This is a genomic window from Ruegeria sp. SAZD011, from assembly GCF_059612545.1.
Window position 1 is genome coordinate 121,233 of sequence record NZ_JBXWQU010000021.1, and the last position, 20,422, is coordinate 141,654.

General features: G+C 61.6%; 18 protein-coding genes and 1 riboswitch. Of the genes, 8 read left to right on the top strand and 10 right to left on the bottom strand.

The window, feature by feature from the left end; genetic code table 11:
* Nucleotides 1-19: 19 nt before the first annotated feature.
* A riboswitch (TPP riboswitch) is annotated at nt 20-124 on the bottom strand.
* 142 nt (nt 125-266) lie between these two features.
* Nucleotides 267-1,412 carry a molecular chaperone DnaJ gene (gene dnaJ / locus AC2FLM_RS07885; protein ID WP_234139193.1) on the bottom strand — a complete coding sequence of 382 codons (1,146 nt, stop codon included), beginning with the start codon at nt 1,410-1,412 and terminating at the stop codon, nt 267-269.
* A gap of 75 nt (nt 1,413-1,487) precedes the next feature.
* A complete protein-coding gene (gene dnaK / locus AC2FLM_RS07890; protein ID WP_234220820.1) occupies nt 1,488-3,401 on the bottom strand; it encodes a molecular chaperone DnaK in 1,914 nt (637 codons plus the stop codon).
* Between the two features lie 213 nt (nt 3,402-3,614).
* Here dnaK and AC2FLM_RS07895 point away from each other — a divergent pair, with 213 nt between their 5' ends.
* Nucleotides 3,615-4,217: an alpha-ketoglutarate-dependent dioxygenase AlkB family protein gene (locus tag AC2FLM_RS07895; protein ID WP_496857051.1), complete on the top strand. Its 603-nt coding sequence runs from the start codon at nt 3,615-3,617 to the stop codon at nt 4,215-4,217.
* Here AC2FLM_RS07895 and AC2FLM_RS07900 read toward each other — a convergent pair.
* Both AC2FLM_RS07900 and AC2FLM_RS07905 read right to left on the bottom strand, forming a co-directional pair.
* On the bottom strand, nt 4,214-4,798 hold the full coding sequence (locus AC2FLM_RS07900; RefSeq protein ID WP_496857053.1) for a COG3650 family protein: 585 nt from the start codon (nt 4,796-4,798) through the stop codon (nt 4,214-4,216). The genes AC2FLM_RS07895 and AC2FLM_RS07900 overlap by 4 nt on opposite strands.
* A complete protein-coding gene (locus AC2FLM_RS07905) occupies nt 4,795-5,589 on the bottom strand; it encodes an ABC transporter permease (protein WP_235790371.1) in 795 nt (264 codons plus the stop codon). The genes AC2FLM_RS07900 and AC2FLM_RS07905 overlap by 4 nt, the downstream gene beginning before the upstream one ends.
* 145 nt (nt 5,590-5,734) lie before the next feature.
* Here AC2FLM_RS07905 and cysQ point away from each other — a divergent pair, with 145 nt between their 5' ends.
* The 6 genes from cysQ (at nt 5,735) to AC2FLM_RS07935 (ending at nt 12,721) form a co-directional block, all read left to right on the top strand.
* Complete coding sequence (gene cysQ, locus AC2FLM_RS07910; protein ID WP_496857055.1) at nt 5,735-6,532, top strand: 3'(2'),5'-bisphosphate nucleotidase CysQ; 798 nt, start codon at nt 5,735-5,737, stop codon at nt 6,530-6,532.
* The gene (locus tag AC2FLM_RS07915) at nt 6,533-7,333 is read left to right on the top strand and encodes a 3-deoxy-manno-octulosonate cytidylyltransferase family protein (RefSeq protein WP_496857057.1); all 801 of its coding nucleotides are present in this window, start codon (nt 6,533-6,535) and stop codon (nt 7,331-7,333) included.
* 13 nt (nt 7,334-7,346) lie between these two features.
* A complete protein-coding gene (locus tag AC2FLM_RS07920; RefSeq protein ID WP_496857059.1) occupies nt 7,347-8,390 on the top strand; it encodes a glycosyltransferase family 2 protein in 1,044 nt (347 codons plus the stop codon).
* Between the two features lie 201 nt (nt 8,391-8,591).
* Nucleotides 8,592-9,578: a glycosyltransferase family 2 protein gene (locus tag AC2FLM_RS07925; RefSeq protein ID WP_496857249.1), complete on the top strand. Its 987-nt coding sequence runs from the start codon at nt 8,592-8,594 to the stop codon at nt 9,576-9,578.
* A complete protein-coding gene (locus AC2FLM_RS07930) occupies nt 9,575-11,275 on the top strand; it encodes a DUF5927 domain-containing protein (protein ID WP_234220836.1) in 1,701 nt (566 codons plus the stop codon). The genes AC2FLM_RS07925 and AC2FLM_RS07930 overlap by 4 nt, the downstream gene beginning before the upstream one ends.
* Nucleotides 11,276-11,281: 6 nt before the next feature.
* The gene (locus AC2FLM_RS07935; protein WP_496857062.1) at nt 11,282-12,721 is read left to right on the top strand and encodes a sulfotransferase family 2 domain-containing protein; all 1,440 of its coding nucleotides are present in this window, start codon (nt 11,282-11,284) and stop codon (nt 12,719-12,721) included.
* Between the two features lie 10 nt (nt 12,722-12,731).
* Here AC2FLM_RS07935 and AC2FLM_RS07940 read toward each other — a convergent pair whose 3' ends face one another.
* Complete coding sequence (locus AC2FLM_RS07940; RefSeq protein WP_496857064.1) at nt 12,732-13,640, bottom strand: LysR substrate-binding domain-containing protein; 909 nt, start codon at nt 13,638-13,640, stop codon at nt 12,732-12,734.
* Between the two features lie 144 nt (nt 13,641-13,784).
* Between AC2FLM_RS07940 and AC2FLM_RS07945 the strand changes: the two genes are divergently transcribed.
* Complete coding sequence (locus tag AC2FLM_RS07945) at nt 13,785-14,042, top strand: hypothetical protein (protein ID WP_496857066.1); 258 nt, start codon at nt 13,785-13,787, stop codon at nt 14,040-14,042.
* Here the strand turns inward: AC2FLM_RS07945 and AC2FLM_RS07950 are convergent.
* From AC2FLM_RS07950 to AC2FLM_RS07970, 5 genes are all read right to left on the bottom strand, one after another.
* Entirely contained in the window at nt 14,026-14,544 is a 519-nt protein-coding gene (locus tag AC2FLM_RS07950; RefSeq protein WP_234220846.1) for a L,D-transpeptidase family protein, read from the bottom strand. The genes AC2FLM_RS07945 and AC2FLM_RS07950 overlap by 17 nt on opposite strands.
* A 64-nt stretch (nt 14,545-14,608) precedes the next feature.
* The gene (locus AC2FLM_RS07955) at nt 14,609-15,385 is read right to left on the bottom strand and encodes an ion transporter (protein ID WP_496857068.1); all 777 of its coding nucleotides are present in this window, start codon (nt 15,383-15,385) and stop codon (nt 14,609-14,611) included.
* Between the two features lie 17 nt (nt 15,386-15,402).
* A complete protein-coding gene (locus AC2FLM_RS07960; RefSeq protein ID WP_496857070.1) occupies nt 15,403-16,635 on the bottom strand; it encodes a class I SAM-dependent RNA methyltransferase in 1,233 nt (410 codons plus the stop codon).
* Nucleotides 16,636-16,674: 39 nt separating this feature from the next.
* Nucleotides 16,675-18,507 (bottom strand): ABC transporter ATP-binding protein, encoded by a 1,833-nt coding sequence (locus AC2FLM_RS07965; protein WP_496857072.1) that lies wholly within the window; start codon nt 18,505-18,507, stop codon nt 16,675-16,677.
* Nucleotides 18,504-20,342 carry an ABC transporter ATP-binding protein gene (locus AC2FLM_RS07970; RefSeq protein ID WP_496857074.1) on the bottom strand — a complete coding sequence of 613 codons (1,839 nt, stop codon included), beginning with the start codon at nt 20,340-20,342 and terminating at the stop codon, nt 18,504-18,506. The genes AC2FLM_RS07965 and AC2FLM_RS07970 overlap by 4 nt, the downstream gene beginning before the upstream one ends.
* Nucleotides 20,343-20,422 lie beyond the last annotated feature (80 nt).

Consider the following 20,422-nt stretch of genomic DNA (forward strand, 5'->3'; position numbering starts at 1 on the left):
CGGGGGCATGGAAAACGTCCGATAGCGATAGACCGTTCCCTACGCCGGTATTGCCCGGATCAGGTTCGATGGGTTGACGCAGCCGCGCCTCTCAGCCCCAAACGGGGCACCCCAACGGTTATGCGCACCTTCTCAGGTGACGTCGCGGTAATCAAGAGGAAATTGACAAACGGAAAAGGGCGGGCACCACATGGCACCCGCCCCTGTCTTCATTCCGCCCAAAATACTCCGGGGGAGTCGCCGTCAGGCGGCGGGGGCAGCGCCCCCTAGCCTTTCATCCCGTCCCAGAACGACTTGACCGAAGAGAAAAAGCTCTTGGTCTCGGGATTATTGTCTTCGCTCAGCTCGTCGAATTCGCGCAACAGTTCTTTTTGCTTGCTGGTCAGGTTGACCGGGGTTTCCACCGCCAGTTCGATGAACATGTCACCTATACCGCCGCCACGCAGGGCGGGCATGCCTTTGCTGCGCAGGCGCATCTGCCGGCCTGACTGGCTGCCCGCAGGCACCTGCACCCGGCCCCGGCCGCCGTCGATGGTCGGCACCTCGATGGCACCGCCAAGCGCCGCCTTGGCCATGCTGACCGGCACCCGGCAATAGAGGTTCACGCCGTCGCGTTCGAACAGGTCGTGCTTAGCCACCTCGACAAAGATATAGAGATCGCCCGGCGGGCCGCCGCGCATCCCGGCCTCGCCTTCGCCGGCAAGGCGAATGCGGGTGCCGGTTTCGACCCCGGCGGGGATATTGACGCTCAGCGCGCGATCCTTTTCCACACGGCCCTGCCCCCGGCAGGATTTGCACGGGTTCTTGATGATCTGACCCAGACCCGAACAGGTGGGACAGGTCCGCTCGACGGTAAAGAAGCCCTGTTGCGCGCGCACCTTGCCCATGCCCGAACAGGTCGGGCAGGTGGTGGGTTCAACCCCGCCTTCGGCGCCGGTTCCCTCGCAGGCCGAACAGGCAACCGCGGTGGGCACGTTGATGGTCTTTTGCAGACCCGAGAACGCCTCTTCCAGCGTGACCCGCAGGTTATAGCGCAGGTCCGAACCACGCGCGGCGCGGCGACCGCCGCCTCCCCGCTGGCCACCCATGAAATCGCCGAACAGGTCCTCGAACACATCCGAGAACGCGCTGGAGAAATCGCCCGATCCAAAACCGCCGCCGGGACGCTGGCCGCCGCCCATCCCACCTTCGAACGCGGCATGACCGAACCGGTCATAGGCCGCCTTCTTCTCGGCGTCTTTCAGGACCTCATAGGCCTCGTTCACGTCCTTGAACAGCGCCTCGGCATCCGGGTTGTCCTTGTTGCGGTCGGGGTGCAGTTCCTTGGCCTTGCCGCGATAGGCCTTCTTGATCTCGTCAGCCGAAGCGCCCTTGGACACGCCGAGCACATCATAATAGTCGCGTTTTGACATCCGAATTCCCTTCTGCCTCAACGAATGCGGGCCGGCCCGGTTACCGGACCGGCCCGTTCTGGCCCGGATGACCCGTTACTTGCGCTTGTCTTCGCCGAGATCTTCGAACTCGGCGTCGACGATGTCGTCGTCCGACGGACCGGCATCCGCCCCTGCGGGCTCGCCATCGCCGCCTTCGCTCTGCGCCTTATAGATCGCCTCGCCCAGCTTCATGGCCGCTTCGGTCACGTTTTGCAGGCCCGACTTGATCTTCTCGGCGCTCACGCCGTCCTTGTCCAGATCGTCCTTCAGCGCGGCAATGGCCAGTTCGATCGCCTCGACAGTGGTCGGGTCGACCTTGTCGCCATGCTCTTCGATCGACTTCTCGGTCGAATGGATCAGGCTTTCGGCCTGGTTGCGCGCCTCGACCAGCTCTTTGCGGGCCTTGTCGGCTTCGGCGTTCTCTTCGGCATCCTTGACCATCTTTTCGATGTCCTCGTCCGAAAGACCGCCCGAGGCCTGGATGGTGATCTTGTGCTCTTTGCCGGTACCCTTGTCCTTGGCCGAAACCGACACGATGCCGTTGGCGTCGATGTCGAATGTCACCTCGATCTGGGGCATGCCGCGCGGTGCCGGCGGGATGTCCTCGAGATTGAACTGGCCGAGGATCTTGTTGTCAGCAGCCATTTCACGCTCGCCCTGGAACACGCGGATGGTCACCGCGTTCTGATTGTCCTCGGCGGTCGAGAAGACCTGAGACTTCTTGGTCGGGATCGTGGTGTTGCGGTCGATCAGACGGGTAAACACGCCGCCCAGGGTCTCGATACCCAGCGACAGCGGGGTCACGTCGAGCAGGACCACATCCTTGACGTCGCCTTGCAGAACACCGGCCTGAATGGCGGCACCCATTGCGACAACCTCGTCGGGGTTCACACCCTTGTGGGGTTCCTTGCCGAAGAACTTGGTCACTTCCTCGATGACCTTGGGCATGCGGGTCATACCGCCGACCAGAACCACCTCGTCAACGTCAGAGGCCGAAATGCCGGCATCCTTGAGCGCGGCCTTGCAGGGGTCCATCGACTTCTTGATCAGGTCGCCCACCAGGCTTTCCAGCTTGGCGCGGGTCAGTTTCATGACCAGGTGCAGAGGCTGACCATTGGCGCCCATCGAGATGAACGGCTGGTTGATCTCGGTCTGGGTGGTCGAGCTCAGCTCGATCTTGGCCTTTTCCGCAGCTTCTTTCAGACGCTGAAGCGCCATCTTGTCGCCGGACAGGTCGACACCGTGCTCTTTCTTGAACTCGTCCGCCAGATAGTTGACGATCCGCATGTCGAAATCTTCGCCACCCAGGAAGGTGTCGCCATTGGTCGACTTGACCTCGAACAGGCCGTCGTCGATTTCCAGGATGGTCACGTCGAAGGTACCGCCACCAAGGTCATAAACGGCGATGGTCTGGCTGTTCTTCTTGTCCAGGCCATAGGCCAACGCGGCCGCGGTCGGCTCGTTGATGATGCGCAGCACTTCCAGACCGGCGATCTTGCCGGCATCCTTGGTGGCTTGACGCTGGGCGTCATTGAAATAGGCGGGCACCGTGATCACTGCCTGGGTCACTTCCTCGCCCAGATAGGATTCTGCGGTTTCCTTCATCTTGCCGAGGATGAAGGCCGAAATCTGCGACGGCGAATACTTGTCGCCCTTGGCTTCGACCCATGCGTCGCCATTGCCACCGTTGACGATGGAAAACGGCACCATTTTCTTGTCCTTGGTGACTTCGGCATCGTCGACCCGGCGGCCGATCAGGCGCTTGACACCAAAGATGGTGTTGGAGGGGTTGGTGACCGCCTGGCGTTTCGCCGGCTGACCGACCAGTCGCTCATCATCGGTGAAGGCGACGATCGAGGGCGTGGTCCGCGCCCCTTCAGAGTTTTCGATGACTTTCGGCTGGGCGCCGTCCATGATGGCAACACACGAGTTGGTGGTGCCCAGGTCGATACCGATAACTTTACCCATTTGTTCGATCCCTTTCTCTTCAAGGCGATGGCTCGAGACGTGAACCCGTTTTGGCATTCAGGCCCCGATCTGTTTGCGCAATGGCCTACACCACGGCGCGTCCCGGCGTATATAGGGGGCGGAAACAGGTGCTGCAAGCATGCAGAATTGCTGGTTTTCGCGAATCTGCATGCTTTTTGACAAGGCTTCGTCAAGGAAAGGGTCTGGCAGGGAATGACCATGTTGAACCTGCGCGGTGTCGAAATTCGCAAGGGTGCGCTGGACGGGCCCGGGCAGGCGCGGCTGATCGAGGCGCTGCGCCCGGTTCTGAAGGCCGCGCCGCTGTTCACGCCCACCATGCCGAACGGCAAACCGCTTTCGGTACGCATGACCTCGGCCGGGCCGTTGGGCTGGGTGACGGACAAGGGTGGCTATCGCTATCAACCGACCCATCCCAAGGGCATGGCCTGGCCCGCGATCCCGGAAGCGGTGTTGGATCTGTGGCACGTTGTCACCGGGACGCAGCGTGCGCCCGATTGCTGCCTGATCAACTACTATGGCGAGGGCGCCCGGATGGGCCTTCACCAGGATCGCGACGAGGCCGATCTGACCTGGCCCGTCGTGTCGCTGTCTCTGGGTGACGATGCACTGTTTCGCATCGGGAACACCAGTCGCGGCGGCAAGACCGATTCTGTCTGGCTCAATTCCGGCGATGTGGTGGTGATGGGTGGACCGGCGCGGCTGATCTATCACGGCATCGACCGTATCCGGTTCGGCTCGTCCCGGCTGTTGCCCAAGGGTGGCCGGCTGAACCTGACGCTGCGGGTGGCGACCTAGTCCGCCAACAGCGTGCAGCAGCCAGCATAGAGCGTTCCATTCAGCATCAGCCCCACATCCAGCCCAAAGGCCCGGTCGGACATGCCGTCATGGCACTGCATCTGTCGCAGGATGGCAACATTGTGGCCCAGTGGCAAAGCGAACCGGTCGATCACACCCGCTCCGGGTTGAAGCAGGCCGGCAGGCAGGTGCTGTTCGGCCTCGCCCATGATCCGGAATTGCGCCGCCACCCCCTGTTCAACGGTCAGCGACCAGAAAGGCTCTGTCCCGTAACAGGCAAAACGCGGCGTCATCCAGACCTCGGCCGCATCGGGCTGCTGCTGCATGTATCGCATGGAAACCCAGCCGCTCATCTCGTTCACGTTCACCCGGCCCCAATCGGCGCCAACGGTCAGTTCGACAACCTCGACCCCGACCGCATCAGGCGCCAGCGCGCCGATCACTTCGGACCCGGCCGAAGGTTCCTCGCGCACGTTCAGCACATCGTCGGCGGCAACCCCGGTCACATCGAACAGCGCAGGTACAGGGTCGGCGGCAAGCGGCGCGGCGAGCACCAGCAGGAGAGCGACAAGCCACCTCATCGCCGCGCGTACCAACTGGCCGAGACATGGCGGCGCGTATAGAATTCGCCCATCAGCCCGATCATGATCAGGATGATCCCCAGCCACAGTGAGTAATGCCAGTCGCTGTTATGCGGGAAATAGTTGCGGAACACGAAGCCGCGGCATTGGTCGATGGCGTGAAACAGCGGGTTCCAGTCGAACATCGCCAGCATGTAGCCCGGCAAGGTATTGGCGACGAACATCTTGCCCGAGGCGATCATGTTCGCACGCTGATAGAGCGTGGTCATCACCCCCACCAACATCGGCGCCCATGGCTTGATCGAGAGAAAAACAAGACCAACCGCAAAGCCGGTGAACCACGACAGCATCAGCATGCCGAACGCGCCGGCAGGGTCAGCGATTTCCACCGGCTTGAATGCAACGTGGTAACCGAACAGGATCAAAAGCAAGGTCAGCACCTGCGTGTAAAGTGACCCAATCGCCGCCGAAAGGATGGCGATAATCGTGTTCATCGGTGCATGCTTCATCATCGCGCTATTGGGGCCCTCGGCCCCGGCAACCGCGCCGACCGTTTTGATATGCACCATGAACAGGAAGATCCCCGACAGGATATACAGAAGGAAATCACCCCGGATCGCCGAACCGCGCAGTCCCAGCATCGAGAACATGAGGTAGAATACCATCACGAAGACCAGGACTTGCATCATGTTCTTTCCCAGCGCCGCATAGGCGTTGGAATGGCCCTGCCGGACACTGCGCACCACGTTGTGAAAAATCAGTTCCGCCATGGTGATGGCGCCACTGATCATGGATTTGTGCTGTCGGTACCGAAACACGTTGCTGCTTTCTCTCGATCTACCCAAGCCTTGCACGGAATTCTTGCCGTTCCGTTGCCATCACAGCATAAGGGCACCTGCATCTTGGATCAACAAATCCCACGATCGGAGCATTTTTGTGACCTACGAGGAACTAATTCCTGTCATCCGGCGCCTCGCGCTCGAAGCGGGCGACAAGATCATGTCGATCTATGACGCCGACGATTTCGCGGTAAAGGTGAAATCCGATTCCAGCCCGGTGACCGAGGCGGACGAGGCCGCCGACGCGCTGATCTCGGCCGGGCTGCGCACGGCATTCCCTGATATCCTGCTGGTGACCGAGGAACAGGCGGCATCCCACAGCCAGACCGGCGACACGTTCCTGATCGTCGATCCGCTGGACGGCACCAAGGAGTTCATCAACCGGCGTGGCGATTTCACTGTCAATATAGCGCTGGTGGAAAACGGCACGCCGACCCGCGGCGTGGTCTATGCCCCGGCCAGAAACCGGATGTTCTACACACTCGCCGATGGCAGCGCTGTCGAAGAGACCGGCGCGCTGGACAAGGAGACCCCCGGCGAGTTGACCCCGATCCGGGTAGCGCAGGCAGACAATGCCGCGTTGATGGTGGTGGCGTCGAAATCGCATCGCGACCAGGCGACCGAGGATTACATCGGCAAATACGCCGTCAAGGACAGCAAGAGCGCCGGTTCCTCGCTGAAATTCTGTCTGGTGGCCACGGGCGAGGCCGATCTTTACCCGCGTGTTGGCCGCACCATGGAATGGGACACCGCCGCCGGTCACGCCGTTCTGGCCGGAGCCGGGGGCAAGGTGGTACGTTTCGACAATCACCAGCCGCTGACCTATGGCAAGGAAGGCTATGCCAACCCGTTCTTTATCGCCTACGCGCCCAGCGTCACCCTCAAGGAAGCCTGAATGTCCGTCCTCATCGCCATTCCCGCCCGCTATGCCTCGACCCGCTATCCCGGCAAGCCTCTGGTCAGCCTGACCGGCGCCAGTGGCAAGGAAATGACGCTGATCGAACGCTCGTGGCGGGCGGCGATGGCGGTACGTGGCGCCGACCGGGTGGTGGTCGCCACCGATGACGACCGCATCCGCGAGGTGGCCGAAGGGTTCGGGGCCGAGGTCGTCATGACCTCGTCCAACTGCGTCAACGGCACCGAGCGCTGCGCCGAGGCGCATGCTGCGCTGGGCGGTGGGCACGACATCGTGGTCAACCTGCAAGGCGATGCGCCGCTGACGCCGCACTGGTTTGTCGAAGACCTGATTTCGGGGCTGCGCGCCGCGCCCGAGGCCGACATCGCCACGCCGGTGCTGCGCTGCGACGGGATGGCGCTGAACAGCTTTCTGAACGACCGCAAACATGGCCGCGTCGGCGGGACCACGGCGGTGTTCGCCACCGACCGGAGCGCGCTCTATTTCTCCAAAGAGGTGATCCCCTTCACCTCGCAAATCTATGCCGATGACGCACCGACCCCGGTGTTCCACCATGTCGGCGTCTATGCCTATCGACCCGGCGCGCTGGCGGATTATCCGACCTGGCCGATAGGGCCGCTGGAAACGCTGGAGGGGCTGGAGCAACTGCGCTTCATGGAAAACGGGCGCAAGGTTCTGTGTGTCGAGGTCGAGGCGCGCGGGCGCCAGTTCTGGGAGCTGAACAACCCCGAGGACGTGGCCCGGATCGAAGAGATGATGGCCGCGATGGGGCTGGACTGACACGAGGGACCGGATGACCAGCAGCCCCGCACCGCCGCTATCGCCGATCGGATGGGCCGATGCCTATCGGTTGCGATGGAAACGGCGGCGGTTGCTCTGGCGCGCTTTCCGCAGCCGCCACGCGCTGACCGCGTTATCCGACCGCACCGCGGCTATCCGACCGGGTCAGGTTCTGGCCGTTACCACGCTCAGGAACGAAGCGCTGCGCCTGCCCTGGTTCCTGGACTATTACCGCAACCTCGGTGTCGATCATTTTCTGATGGTCGACAACGGCAGCGACGATGGTAGCGACGAGCTGCTGATGGCGCGGCCCGATGTCTCGCTCTGGCGGACCGGGTCCAGTTACCGCGACTCCCGCTTCGGGCTCGACTGGATGACATGGCTTCAGATGCGCCACGCGCACGGGCATTGGTGCCTGATGGTCGATGTGGACGAGCTGCTGGTCTATGCACATCACGACCGCCGCGACCTGCATGCATTGACTGGCTGGCTGAATGGGCAAGGGCGGGACAGCTTTGGCGCCCATATGCTGGACCTTTACCCCAAGGGGCCGGTCGCGGCGCAGAGCCATGCGCCAGGCGACGATCCGCTGGATATCCTGCACTGGTTCGATGCCGGCCCCTATCGCGCCCAACGCCAACAGCCACTGGGGAACCTGTGGGTTCAGGGCGGCGCGCGCGAGCGGATGTTCTTTGCCGATGAGCCGCGCCGATCACCGACATTGAACAAGATACCGCTGATCCGCTGGGACCGACGCTATGCCTATGTGAACTCGTGTCATTCCGCCCTGCCCCGCCGACTGAACGCGGCCTATGGCGGGCCAGGGGACAGCGCGCCCTCGGGCGTGCTGCTTCACACCAAATTTCTGCCCGACATTGTTTCCAGATCGGCCGAAGAAAAGACCCGACAGCAGCATTTTCACACGCCTGCCGATTTCGACCATTACTATGACGAGTTGACCGCCTCACCCGATTTCTGGACATCATCCTCGACCCGGTTCGCGGGCTGGACGCAATTGAGCGCGCTCGGGCTCCTTTCGCCCGGAGGTTGGGATTAGAGTCAGAATACAACCGAGACCCGGGGAAAGTCACGGTTACGGCATCAGGATTGACGTAACGCTTTCTAAACCCGTTGCTTCCATAGATGTTTCAGTGACATAAACGGTCAATACCTATTGGGTTTGTTGGTTATAAGTACCGGGCATGCTCGCGTCATAAGAAGAGTGGATAGCAGCGTGAGCCTTTGGGAGTCCTATCGGATGAGAGTGCGGCGCAAGCGCCGTCTTTTGCGTTGCATCCGTAAGTCCCGTGAATTGCGCGCCGTTCAGAACAATACCGCCGCAATTCGACCCGGCGACGTGCTGCTTGTCAGCACCGTGCGGAACGAAAAGATCCGCCTGCCCTATTTCTTGCGTTACTATCGGGAACTTGGGATCGACCATTTCCTGTTCGTGGACAATGACAGCACGGACGGCACGCTCGATTATCTCAACGGACATCCCGATGTGTCGGTCTGGCACACCACGCAGAGCTACAAGTCCGCCACATTCGGCGTTGACTGGATGAACTGGCTCAAGCGGAGCTATGCCCACGATCATTGGGTTCTGGTTGTCGATCCCGACGAATTCTTTATCTATCCTTTTTGCGATACCCGCCCGATACAGGCGTTGACGGACTGGCTCGACAATTCCTCGATCCGGTCATTCAGCGCGATGCTGATCGATGTCTATCCAAAGGGTCGGATCGACAGTGTCCCCTATGCCGAGGGGCAGAACCCGCTGGAGATTGCCAACTGGTTCGACAGCGGAAATTACTCGATCAAGAAGAACCCCGAATACGGAAACCTGTGGATCCAGGGCGGGCCGCGCAGTCGGGTGTTCTTTTCCGACAACCCCAAGAAGGCCCCTGCCCTTAACAAGACCCCGCTGGTGAAGTGGAACCGGCGCTATGCCTATGTCAGTTCGACCCACACGCTATTGCCGCGCGGCCTGAACCAGGTTTACGAGGAATGGGGTGGTGAAAAGGCGAGCGGCGCGCTGTTGCACACCAAATTCCTCGACACGCTCACCGCCAAGGCGGTCGAAGAGCTGACACGCCGCCAGCATTATTCCAACTCGGTGGAATACAAGGCCTATGCCGAAAAGGTCGAGAGCCAGCCCGACCTGTGGTGCAAATGGTCTGAGAAATACATCAACTGGCGCCAGTTGGAGATTCTCGGCCTCATGTCCAAGGGGAACTGGGCATGAGCACGGTCGGCATCGTCATGCTGGTGCATACCGCGCTTGATCGGGCGCAGCAGGTGGCCCAGCACTGGACTGCTTCGGGCTGCCCGGTGGTGATCCATGTGGACCGCAACGTATCGCGCAAGACGTTCAAGGCGTTTCATGATGCCTGCATCAAGGACCCGCTGATCCGCTTCAGCACCAGGCATAGATGTGAATGGGGCACCTGGGGGATCGTCGCCGCGTCACAGGCGGCCTCTGAACAGCTTCTGGCCGAGTTTGCCGATGTCCGGCATGTCTATCTGGCCTCCGGCTCGTGCCTGCCGCTGCGCCCGGTGCAAGAACTGATCGACTATCTTGCGGCCAGACCGCGCACCGATTTCATCGAAAGCGCGACCACCGCAGATGTGCCATGGACCGTGGGCGGTCTCGACCATGAGCGATTCACGCTACGCTTTCCCTTTTCGTGGAAAAAGCACCGCTATCTGTTCGACAGATACGTCAACCTGCAACGGCGGCTGGGGTTCAAGCGCCGGATACCCGCTGGGCTGGTCCCACACATGGGCAGCCAATGGTGGTGCCTGACGCGGCATACGCTTTCGGCGATCCTTCAGGACCCCGAGCGCGACACCTATGACCGCTATTTCCGCAAGGTCTGGATACCTGACGAAAGCTATTTCCAGACCCTCGCCCGCCAGTTCTCGGCCAATATCGAAAGCCGCTCGCTGACGTTGAGCAAGTTCGATTTCCAGGGCAAACCGCATATCTTCTATGACGACCACCTGCAATTGCTGCGCCGGTCCGATTGTTTTGTTGCCCGCAAGATCTGGCCGCGCGCCGAGCGGCTGTACCAGGCCTTCCTGACCGATCAGGCCGGAGCGATGAAACGGACCGAGCCGAACCCGGGCAAGATCGACCGCATCTTTGCCAAGGCGGTCGAACGCCGGACCCGCGGGCGCGACGGTTTGTATATGCAAAGCCGCTTTCCCCGCCACGGTAACGAGAACGGCCTGACCTCGAACCCGTATTCGGTGTTCCAGGGCTTCACCGAGCTTTTCGAGGACTTCGAACCCTGGTTGGCCAAGGCCACCGGCACCCGCGTGCATGGGCATCTCTTTGGTCCCGACCGGGCCGAATTCGCCGGGGGCGAACGGTTGATCAACGGTGCGCTCAGCGACAGCGCCATGTTGCGCGACTATAATCCCACCAGTTTCCTGACCTCGCTGATCTGGAATACGCGCGGGGAACGCCAGTGTTTCCAGTTCGGCCCTGCCGACAATCAGGAGATCAACTGGCTTCTGGCACGTGATCCCAACGCCCAGATCTCGGTCATTACCGGCGCCTGGGCGGTGCCGCTGTTCAAGTCGAACCGAAATTTTGCCGACCTGCGCAAGGAAGCCGCGCGCCTGCAACGGATCGAAAGCAAGCATCTTGAGATCCTGCGCTCGGTCTGGACCAAGGCACGGGTGCGGATCTGGACCATGGCTGAGTTTGTCGAGGCACCGATGGAACCGATCCAGACCATCGTCGACGAAATCGGGCAATCCAGCCCGCGCCGCCTGACCGAGGCGCCGACCATGGTTGATCTGACCGGATTTGGACAGTTCCTCCAGAACCTCAAGAATCAGGGCATGCATCCCTATCTCATGGGTGACTTTCCGGTCGAACCGGCCCTAGTCAATAACCCCAAACCGACACGCAAACCCTATCTGGTGCGATAAGGACGTATGAGCAGCCCTTTCGATTACTTCGTTGTCTTCGCCGAGATGCGGACCGGCTCCAACTTTCTCGAGGCGAACCTGAACGCGCTGGACGGGGTTGCCTGTGTCGGCGAAGCGTTCAACCCGCATTTCATCGGCTATCCCAACAAGACCGAGATACTGGAAATCAGCCAGCAGATGCGCGACGCCGATCCGCAATGCCTGATCGATGCGGTGCGGGACGCGCGCGGGGTTCTGGCCGGGTTCCGGTTCTTTCACGATCACGATCCGCGCGTTCTGGACCTTGTCCTGTCCGATCCGCGCTGCGCCAAGATCATCCTGACGCGCAATCCGCTGGACAGCTATGTCTCGTGGAAAATCGCGAAGGAAACCGGTCAGTGGAAGCTGACCAACATCAAGCGTCGGAAAGAGGCACAGGCCCGCTTCGATGCCGAGGAATTCGCACGCCACGTCGAGGCGTTACAGGATTTCCAGGTCTTTCTGCTCAACAGCCTTCAGCGCAGTGGCCAGACCCCGTTCTATGTCGCCTATGAGGATCTTCAGGACCTGGCGGTGATGAACGGGCTGGCGCAATGGCTGGGCGTGCCCGCGCGGCTGGACCAACTGGATGACAGCCTCAAGCGCCAGAACCCCAGCCCCGTCACCTCTAAGGTGGTGAATGCGGGCGAGATGGTCGAGGCCCTGAGTGGGCTGGACCGTTTCAACCTGACACGGACTCCCAATTTCGAACCGCGCCGCGGCCCCGCGGTACCGACCTATGTTACCGGCGCGGTGACACCTTTGATCTATCTGCCGGTGCGTGGCGGCCCCGAGGACGAGGTTCGCCGCTGGATGGCAGATCTGGACGGTGTTGTCGATGCGGCGCTGGGCACCGGCCTGAACCAGAAACAGGTACGCGGCTGGCTCAAGGGTAACGAGGGACACCGCTCGTTCACGGTGCTGCGTCACCCTTTGGCACGTGCGCATTCGGCCTTTTGCCACCGCATCCTTAACAAGGGGCCGGGCTGTTTCACCAAGATCCGCAACACCCTGCGCCGACAGTTCAACCTGCCGATACCCGAGGACAGCCCCGGCCCGGATTACGGGCGCGCCGATCACCGCGCCGCGTTCGAGGCGTTTCTGGAATTTGTCCGCATGAACCTCGCGGGACAGACAGCGATCCGCATCGACGGATCCTGGTGCAGTCAGGCTCAGGCGCTAAACAGCTTCTCCGACTTCGTCAGTCCAGACCTGATCCTGCGCGAAGATGAGATCGCGAGCGATTTGCCTGCGCTGGCCCGCCGCTTCGGCCATGCCGAACCACCCGAGCCGCCTCGTGCCGCCCCCGATACGCCGATCCCGCTGGGCGATATCTATGATGACGCGCTCGAGGCGCTGGCCGCCGATATCTATCAGCGCGACTATATCCTGTTCGGGTTCGGGAAATGGGCCGGCAACCAGGCGTGACGCAGATTGGCTAGACCCCGAGATCTGGCATGAGATCAGCGCAGTCTTGCGCCACCCATTCCCGAAACGCCCGCAGATGGGGTTCGTCCCAACGGTCACGCATACCGATCAGGACATACCCCCCTTGTGGTGTGACACAGGTCATCTCGGGAAAGGGAAGCACAAGCGCTCCATTCCGCAGTTCTCCCTGACACAAAGCCAGGTCCGCCATCACAACGCCTGACCCCATCGCCGCCGCCCTTGCGGCCATATCCAGATTCGGAAATGTCGGTCCGCTTGCCGCATCAATCCCGCGTATCCCAAAGCTGGCCAGCCAATGCGCCCAGTCCCGGCGCTGCGGAGATTCATGCAACAAGACCATCCGCGCAAGATCTGAAGGTGTCCTGAGGGACTGTTGACGTAGCAAAGCCGGGGAACAGGCCGGGGACAGCACCATTGGGAACAGCGGCATGCTGGTGATACCCGCTGGCCGTCCGTGGACATGTTCGACCGACACACCGAGATCATATTCGGTACCGTCAAATCCCTTGGCGCCGTAAAACTCTGTGGTCATCCGGACACGGATACCGGGATGCGCTGCCTGGAAGTTCTCCAATCGAGGAAACAGCCAGCGAATTGACAACGCCGGCGGACAGATGATCCGTATGTCCTGAGTCATAGCAGAGATCTGTTCGGCTTCGCGCCCGATCCGGGCAAACGCCTCGGTCAACACAGGCAGCAACTGCCGCCCCGCCGCGGTCAGATCGACCCCGCGGTGGTTTCGGTGGAACAGGGCAACGCCCAGATGCTCCTCCAACAACTTGATGTGACGGCTCACAGCACCTCGGGTCACGCAAAGCTCCTCGGCGGCCGCAATGTACCCATTGTGACGCGCGGCAGCTTCAAATGCGCGCAGAGCATTCAACGGCGGCAATCGCATGTGCAAACCCTTTGGATTAGAATTCCTAATCCAAGTTACGAGAAAGCTTGCGTTGAAGGCAAGAGATCGAGGGTCCAGCTTTGGTTATGACCAGATAACCAAGGGGAAAATATAATGAATTCTTGCGGCGTTTACGAAAGCCCTGTGAATGCCACCAAGCCGGGATTGCGCGCCTGGTTCTTTCGTTGGATCAGCATTATTGATCGAAAGAGAAAGCGGGAGCGTGCGGTGCTCGAAGCGGATCTGATCCGCCTCGCGGAAACCGCGCCGCATCTGCTGGCGGATATCGGATTTGCGGTGGACCCGCAGCGCAGCAACCCTGCCATGACGGTGTGGGTCTCGCCTGACAGGGATCTGGTCTTTGAACAACCGGGTCCGGCTGCGATCACGCGCGAAGGGTGATCACCGTTCCGTCGCGCACCATGGCATAAATCTCTTCAATCTCTTCATTCCTGACGGCGATGCAGCCTGCGGTCCAATCCGGTTGTTTCTTCGCCTTCTTGCGGTCGCGCAACAGGTTGGGTTGTCCATGAATGAAGATCTCGCCGCCCGGCTTCTTGCCCATCGCCTGGGCATAGGCCACGTCGCGGGCATTGGGATAGGATATGCCCAGCGACAGGTGGAACGCACTGTTGGGATTGCGGCGGTCGATCAGATAGGTGCCTTCGGGCGTCTTGCCATCGCCTTCGAACTGTTTATGCCCGGCCGGGGCAAAGCCCAGATCGACCTTGTATTCCTTCAGCACCTTTTCGTTGTTCAACAGGTACATCTTGCGTGCACCCTTGTTGATCACGACCGAGGTGACCGCAGGTCCGTAATAGCGGCGGAACTTGCTGTCCTGACTGCCGCAGGCCGACAGGCCAAGCACGGCGACCGCACCAAGACCAAAATGCCGACGATCCATATTCACTGCCTCGTTTTTTTTCTCAATGGTCCCCGGAATACCCCGGAATCGGGGGCGGGCAAAATCACTTTTTGGTTTCATCCAACGCGCCAAGACGCTGTTCGATCTGCTCCAGACGGGCCAGAACCTCGTCCCGATAGGCATCGGTGCGGACACCGTCCTCGGCATGATGGGCGTCCTGCATCGAGTTCACGATGAGACCGACCAGGAGGTTCACCACCGCAAATGTGGTGATCATGATGAAGGGGACAAAGAACAACCAGGCATAGGGATAGACCTGCATCACCGGTCGAACGATGCCCATCGACCAGCTTTCCAGCGTCATGATCTGGAACAGCGTATAGGCAGACAAGCCCAGGTCGCCGAACCAGTCGGGAAAGCTGTTGGCAAAGAGCTTGGTCGCGATCACCGAACCGATATAGAAGATGATGGTCATCAACAGGAAAACGCTGGCCATGCCGGGCAGCGCGGTGATGAAGCCCTCGACCACGCGACGCAGGCGCGGTGCAACCGAGATCACCCGAAGAACCCGCAGAATACGCAGGGCCCGCAGCACCGACAGGCCGCCGGCGGCGGGGATCAGGGCGATACCCACGATCACGAAATCGAAGATGTTCCAGCCGTTCAAAAAGAAACGCTGCCGCTGCGCCACCAGTTTCAGAACGATCTCGACGATAAAGATGCCCAGACAGATGCGGTCGGCGGTCAGGATCAGCCCGCCCCACCGCTCCATCAGATAGGGCGACGTCTCCATCCCCAGAACAACGGCGTTCAGCATGATCACGGCGGTGATGAACCGGCCAAATCCGGGCCGGTCGATGAATGCCTGCAATCTCTGCATCGCGCGCTCCTTGTTGCTCAGCCGCCGATATGGACCCGCGAGAAGGACGCCGCAAGCTCCACATGCGCCGACCAGCGGAACTGATCGACCACCTGCACCCAATTCAGGCGATAGCCGGCCTGAACCAGCGTTTTCGCATCACGGGCAAAGGTCACCGGATTGCAGCTGACATAGGCGATGACGGGTGGCTTGGCACGGGCCAGTTCCGCGACCTGCGCCTCGGCCCCGGCACGGGGCGGGTCCAGCACCACCGCGTCGAATGCGGCAAGCTCGTCTGGCAACAGCGGGCGTCGGAACAAGTCGCGCGCCTCAGTGGTCACACGCTTCAAGCCCGCCGCCCGGCGCCAACCCTGATCCAGCGCCGCGGTCATCGCGACCTCGCCCTCGACCGCATGTACCTCGGCGGTCTCGGCCAGCGGCAAGGCAAAGGTGCCGCAACCGGCAAACAGATCGGCGACCCGCCTGGCATTTCCGGCAGTCTCGCGGACCGCTGCCAACAGCGCTTGTTCGCCGTCGCGCGTGGCTTGCAGAAAGGCGCCCGGCGGCGGCGCAACCGCCGCCTTGCCAAAACGTTGCGTGGGCGGGTGTCGCATCGCGATCACCTCACCCTCCCAGGCCAGCCGGGCCAGCCCTTGCGCCTCGGCCAACTGGCCCAGCACCACCTCAAGCGGGCCATCCAGCTGTTTGCCACCGCGCACCGCCACATCCAGCCCGGCGTCTGAAAGGGTCAGCGTCACCGCCATAACACCCTTGCGACTGCCACCCAGCATGGCCAGCGCCTCGGCCACCGGAATGGCGGCAAGCAGCGCAGGGTCCAGCAACTGGCAATCGGATATTTCGGTGATCACGTCCGACGCTCGGCCATGAAACCCGGCAAGTGCGCCCTTCTTGGTGCGTCGCACTGCGATGGTTGCACGGCGGCGCGTGCGGGGCGGCGAAGTATGAACGGGGCGCATCTCGGCCTCGATACCCTGAGCCGAAAGCGCGGAATGAACCACTTCCTGCTTCCACTGGGCGACAAATCCGTCCGATGCATGCTGCAACTGGCAACCGCCGCAGGCGCGATAATGGCGGCAGGGCGGCGTCACCCGGTGTGGCGACGGGGTCACGACCCGCATATCGGCCAACCTGTCGCCCTCGGGCGTTCCGCTGACCACTTCGCCCGGTAGTGCGCGTGGCACATAGATCGGGCCCGGGGCGATCCCGTCACCCTGATGGCCCAGCCGAATGATGGTTATCTCTTGTGTCATGGCCGCCTGATACAGGGGCGCGCGCAAGGCGAAAAGCCCTTACTCGGCCGCTTGCGTGCGGATAAACCCGCCGGATTGCCTATGCCAGAACCGGGCATAGAAACCATTGCGGGCCAACAGCGCCTCATGCGTGCCACTTTCAACGATTCGCCCGCGATCCAGCACCACGATCCTGTCCATTTCCGACAGGGTTGACAGGCGGTGCGCGATGGCCAGCACGGTCTTGCCCTCCATCACCCGGTGCAGCGCGGTCTGGATCGACGCCTCGACCTCGCTGTCGAGCGCGCTAGTCGCTTCGTCCAGCACCAGAATCGGGGCGTCCTTGAGGATGGCGCGGGCCAGCGCGATCCGCTGCCGCTGACCACCGCTCAGCTTGACCCCGCGCTCGCCCAGATGTGCATCGTAACCCTTGCGCCCCTTGGCGTCGGCCAGATCCTGAATGAACTCATGCGCCTCGGCTTTCTGGGCGGCGGCTATCAATTCGGCCTCGGTCGCGTCGGGGCGACCATAGAGGATGTTGTCGCGAGCAGACCGGTTGAACATTGCTGTTTCCTGCGTGACCAGCCCGATCCGTCGTCGCAGGCTGTCTTGCGTCACGGTTGCAATGTCCTGTCCGTCAATGCGGATTTGACCGGTTTCCGTCTCGTAGAGCCTTAGGAGAAGCGAAACCAACGTCGATTTTCCCGCCCCCGACGCACCGACGATCCCCAGTTTCTCACACGGCTCGACAGTCAGCGTCAAGGCATCCACACCACCGGTTTCGCGCCCATAGGCAAAGCCGACATCGGCGAATTCGATCTTTCCACTGCCTGCAACCAGCGGTTGGGCATCGTGCATATCCTCGATCCGCTCGGCCCGAGCGAGGCTGTTCATGCCGTTCTGAACCTCGCCCAGGTTGGCATAAAGGCTCATCAGCGTGAAACTGACCCAGCCGGACATCTGCGCGATACGGATCGAAACCGAGCCCGCAACCACCACATCGCCGGCACTGGCGCCCCCTGCTCGCCATAGAAGCAGCGCCGATCCAAGCAGGATTACCGGCAAGATGCCTGCCAGAAGCATCAGGAAAAACCGGAAACTGGCAGAAAGCCATCCGAAATCCAGCGACCGCTCGCGCAGGTCGGCCATGGCGTTGCGCGCCGCCACATCCTCGGCCTGTGCATGGGCGAAGAGCTTGACCGTCTTGATATTGGTGATCGTGTCCACGACCTGGCCCGACACCATCGCCCGCGCCCCCGCTCGTGCCGCCGACCGTCTGCGGACCCGTGGCAGATACCAGCGGATAAGCAGGAAGTAGGCGCCGAGCCACAGGGCAAAGGGCAGCATCACCAATGGATGAATCGACCCTAACAAGGCCAGACTACCGACCAGAGAGGCCAAGGCGAACACAATCGCGCTGATCGTCTCGGACACGACAGATGTGAGCGCACTTGCGGTTTGCATCTGTTTTTGCGCGATCCGACCGGCAAAATCGTCGTCAAAGAACCCGACCGACTGACCCAATGTCCAGCGGTTCAGCCGGGCCAGCACCAACGGCGGAATATTGGGCATGACGACATAGTTGTTCGACAGCGCCGACAGGCCGAATGCAACCGGTCGGATCAGCACAAAGAACGCCACCGCGGCCAGGATTGCCCCCAGATTGGTCCCGTCAAAAAACCCTTCGGGACCGAGTTCGACCGCCCGGTCGACCACCTGCCCCAGTATCCACGCGGTTATCGCCTCGAACATACCCGCCATTGCCGAAAACAGCGCGGCGGCAAACAAGACCGGCCAGGCCCCGCTGAGCGCCCAGCGGATGAACGCCCCCAGCCGTCGGGGTGGGGGCGTATCCGTGTCGCGGAACGGGTCGATGAGTTCGGCAAGCCTCATCCATCGGCCTCGACATTCAGGAACCCGCCCGATTGCCGCGCCCAGAACTGGGCATAAAGCCCGCCCTGCGCCAACAGATCGGCGTGACCGCCTTCCTCGACGATCCGGCCCTGATCCAGCACCAGGATACGGTCCATCTGCGCGATAGTGCTCAGCCGGTGAGCGATGGCGATCACGGTCTTTCCTTCCATCATGCCGTAGAGCGTGTCCTGTATGGCAGCCTCGACTTCGGAATCTAGGGCGCTGGTCGCTTCGTCCAACAGCAAAATCGGCGCATCCTTGAGAATGACACGCGCCAGGGTCACCCGTTGACGTTGCCCGCCGCTCAGCTTGACCCCGCGCTCGCCCACATGGGCGTCATAGCTGCGTCTGCCTTGCGGGTCTTCGAGATCGAGGATGAACTCATGCGCCTCGGCCTGTTTGGCGGCGGCGATCATCTCTTCCTCGGTCGCGTCGGGACGCCCGTAAAGCAGATTGTCCCGTACCGAGCGGTGCAACAGTGCGCTGTCCTGCTGCACCATACCGATATGGCTGCGCAGGCTGTTCTGGGTCACTCGGGCGATATCCTGCCCGTCGATCAGGATACGACCGCTATCCGGGTCGTAGAACCGGAGCAGCAGTTTGACCAGTGTCGACTTGCCCGCGCCCGAACGCCCGATCAGCCCGATCTTTTCGCCCGGCGCAATGGTCAGGTCCAACCGATCCAAACCACCGGTGCCGCGCCCGTAATGATGCGACAGCTGTTGCAGTTCGATCCGGCCCTCGCTCAGCTCGAGCGGCCGGGCATCCGGCGCATCCACCAGGTCGATGGGCTGGGCGATGGTCTCCATCCCTTCGGCCACCACACCAAGCTGGCGGAAAAAGCTGGTCAGCGCCCACATGATCCAGCCGGTCATCGCATTGAGCCGCAGCGTCAGGGCCGAGGCGGCGGCCACCAGGCCAACGCTGGCCTGCCCCTGCATCCAAAGCGCGATGGCCCAGCCGACGACACCGACGATCAGCAACCCGTTCAGGGTGACCAGCACCACATCCATGATGGTAAAGATCCGCATTTCCACCTGAAAGGTGCGGCGCGTTTCTTCGATCGCCTCGCGGGCATAGGCCAGTTCGCGGTCGTCATGGGCGAACATCTTGACCGAATGGATGTTGGTATAGCTGTCCACCACCCGGCCGGTCACGGTCGACCGCGCGTCCGAGGCCGCCTGCGACGCCGGTCCCACCCTCTGGATCGTCCAGCGCACCAGCAACGCGTATAGCGCCAACCAGATCAGAAGCGGCAACAACAACCGGGCATCCGCCGCCATCAGCAGGACCGCAGCCCCCAGCAGATAGGCCAGCGAAAACGAAATGGCATCGAATACCTGGAACACCACCTCGCCCGCAGCCGGAGGGGTCTGCATGATCCGGTTGGCGATACGCCCGGCAAAGTCGTTCTCGAACCAGCCCACCGACTGGCGCAGCACATGTTTATGCGCGCGCCAGCGGATAAGGGTGCCGAAATTCGGCAAGATCGCGTTGTTCAGAACCAGCACGTCCAGCACATGCAGCGCCGGGCGGATCAGCAGAACAAACAGGGCCAGCGCGATCATCTCGGTGCCATACTGTTCCCACACTTCGGCGGGTGAGCCGTTCAGCACATCGACCACGCGGCCCATGTAATAGATCAGCCAGACCTCGACCCCGGCGACAACGATCGACAACAGGCCGGCCCAGATGAAGACACGCAGAAAAGGCTGGGAATAGTCCAGCATGAAGGGCCACAGCCGTGTGGGCGGCGTGTCCGTCTCATCATAGGCGACAAAGGGATCGACAAGATTTTCGAAAAAGCGAAACATGAAGGATGCTCCGTTGAGCAATTAGGTAATACGCGAAAGAGGCGGCGTGCAGGACACCACCCGAACGGGTCGGTTATCCC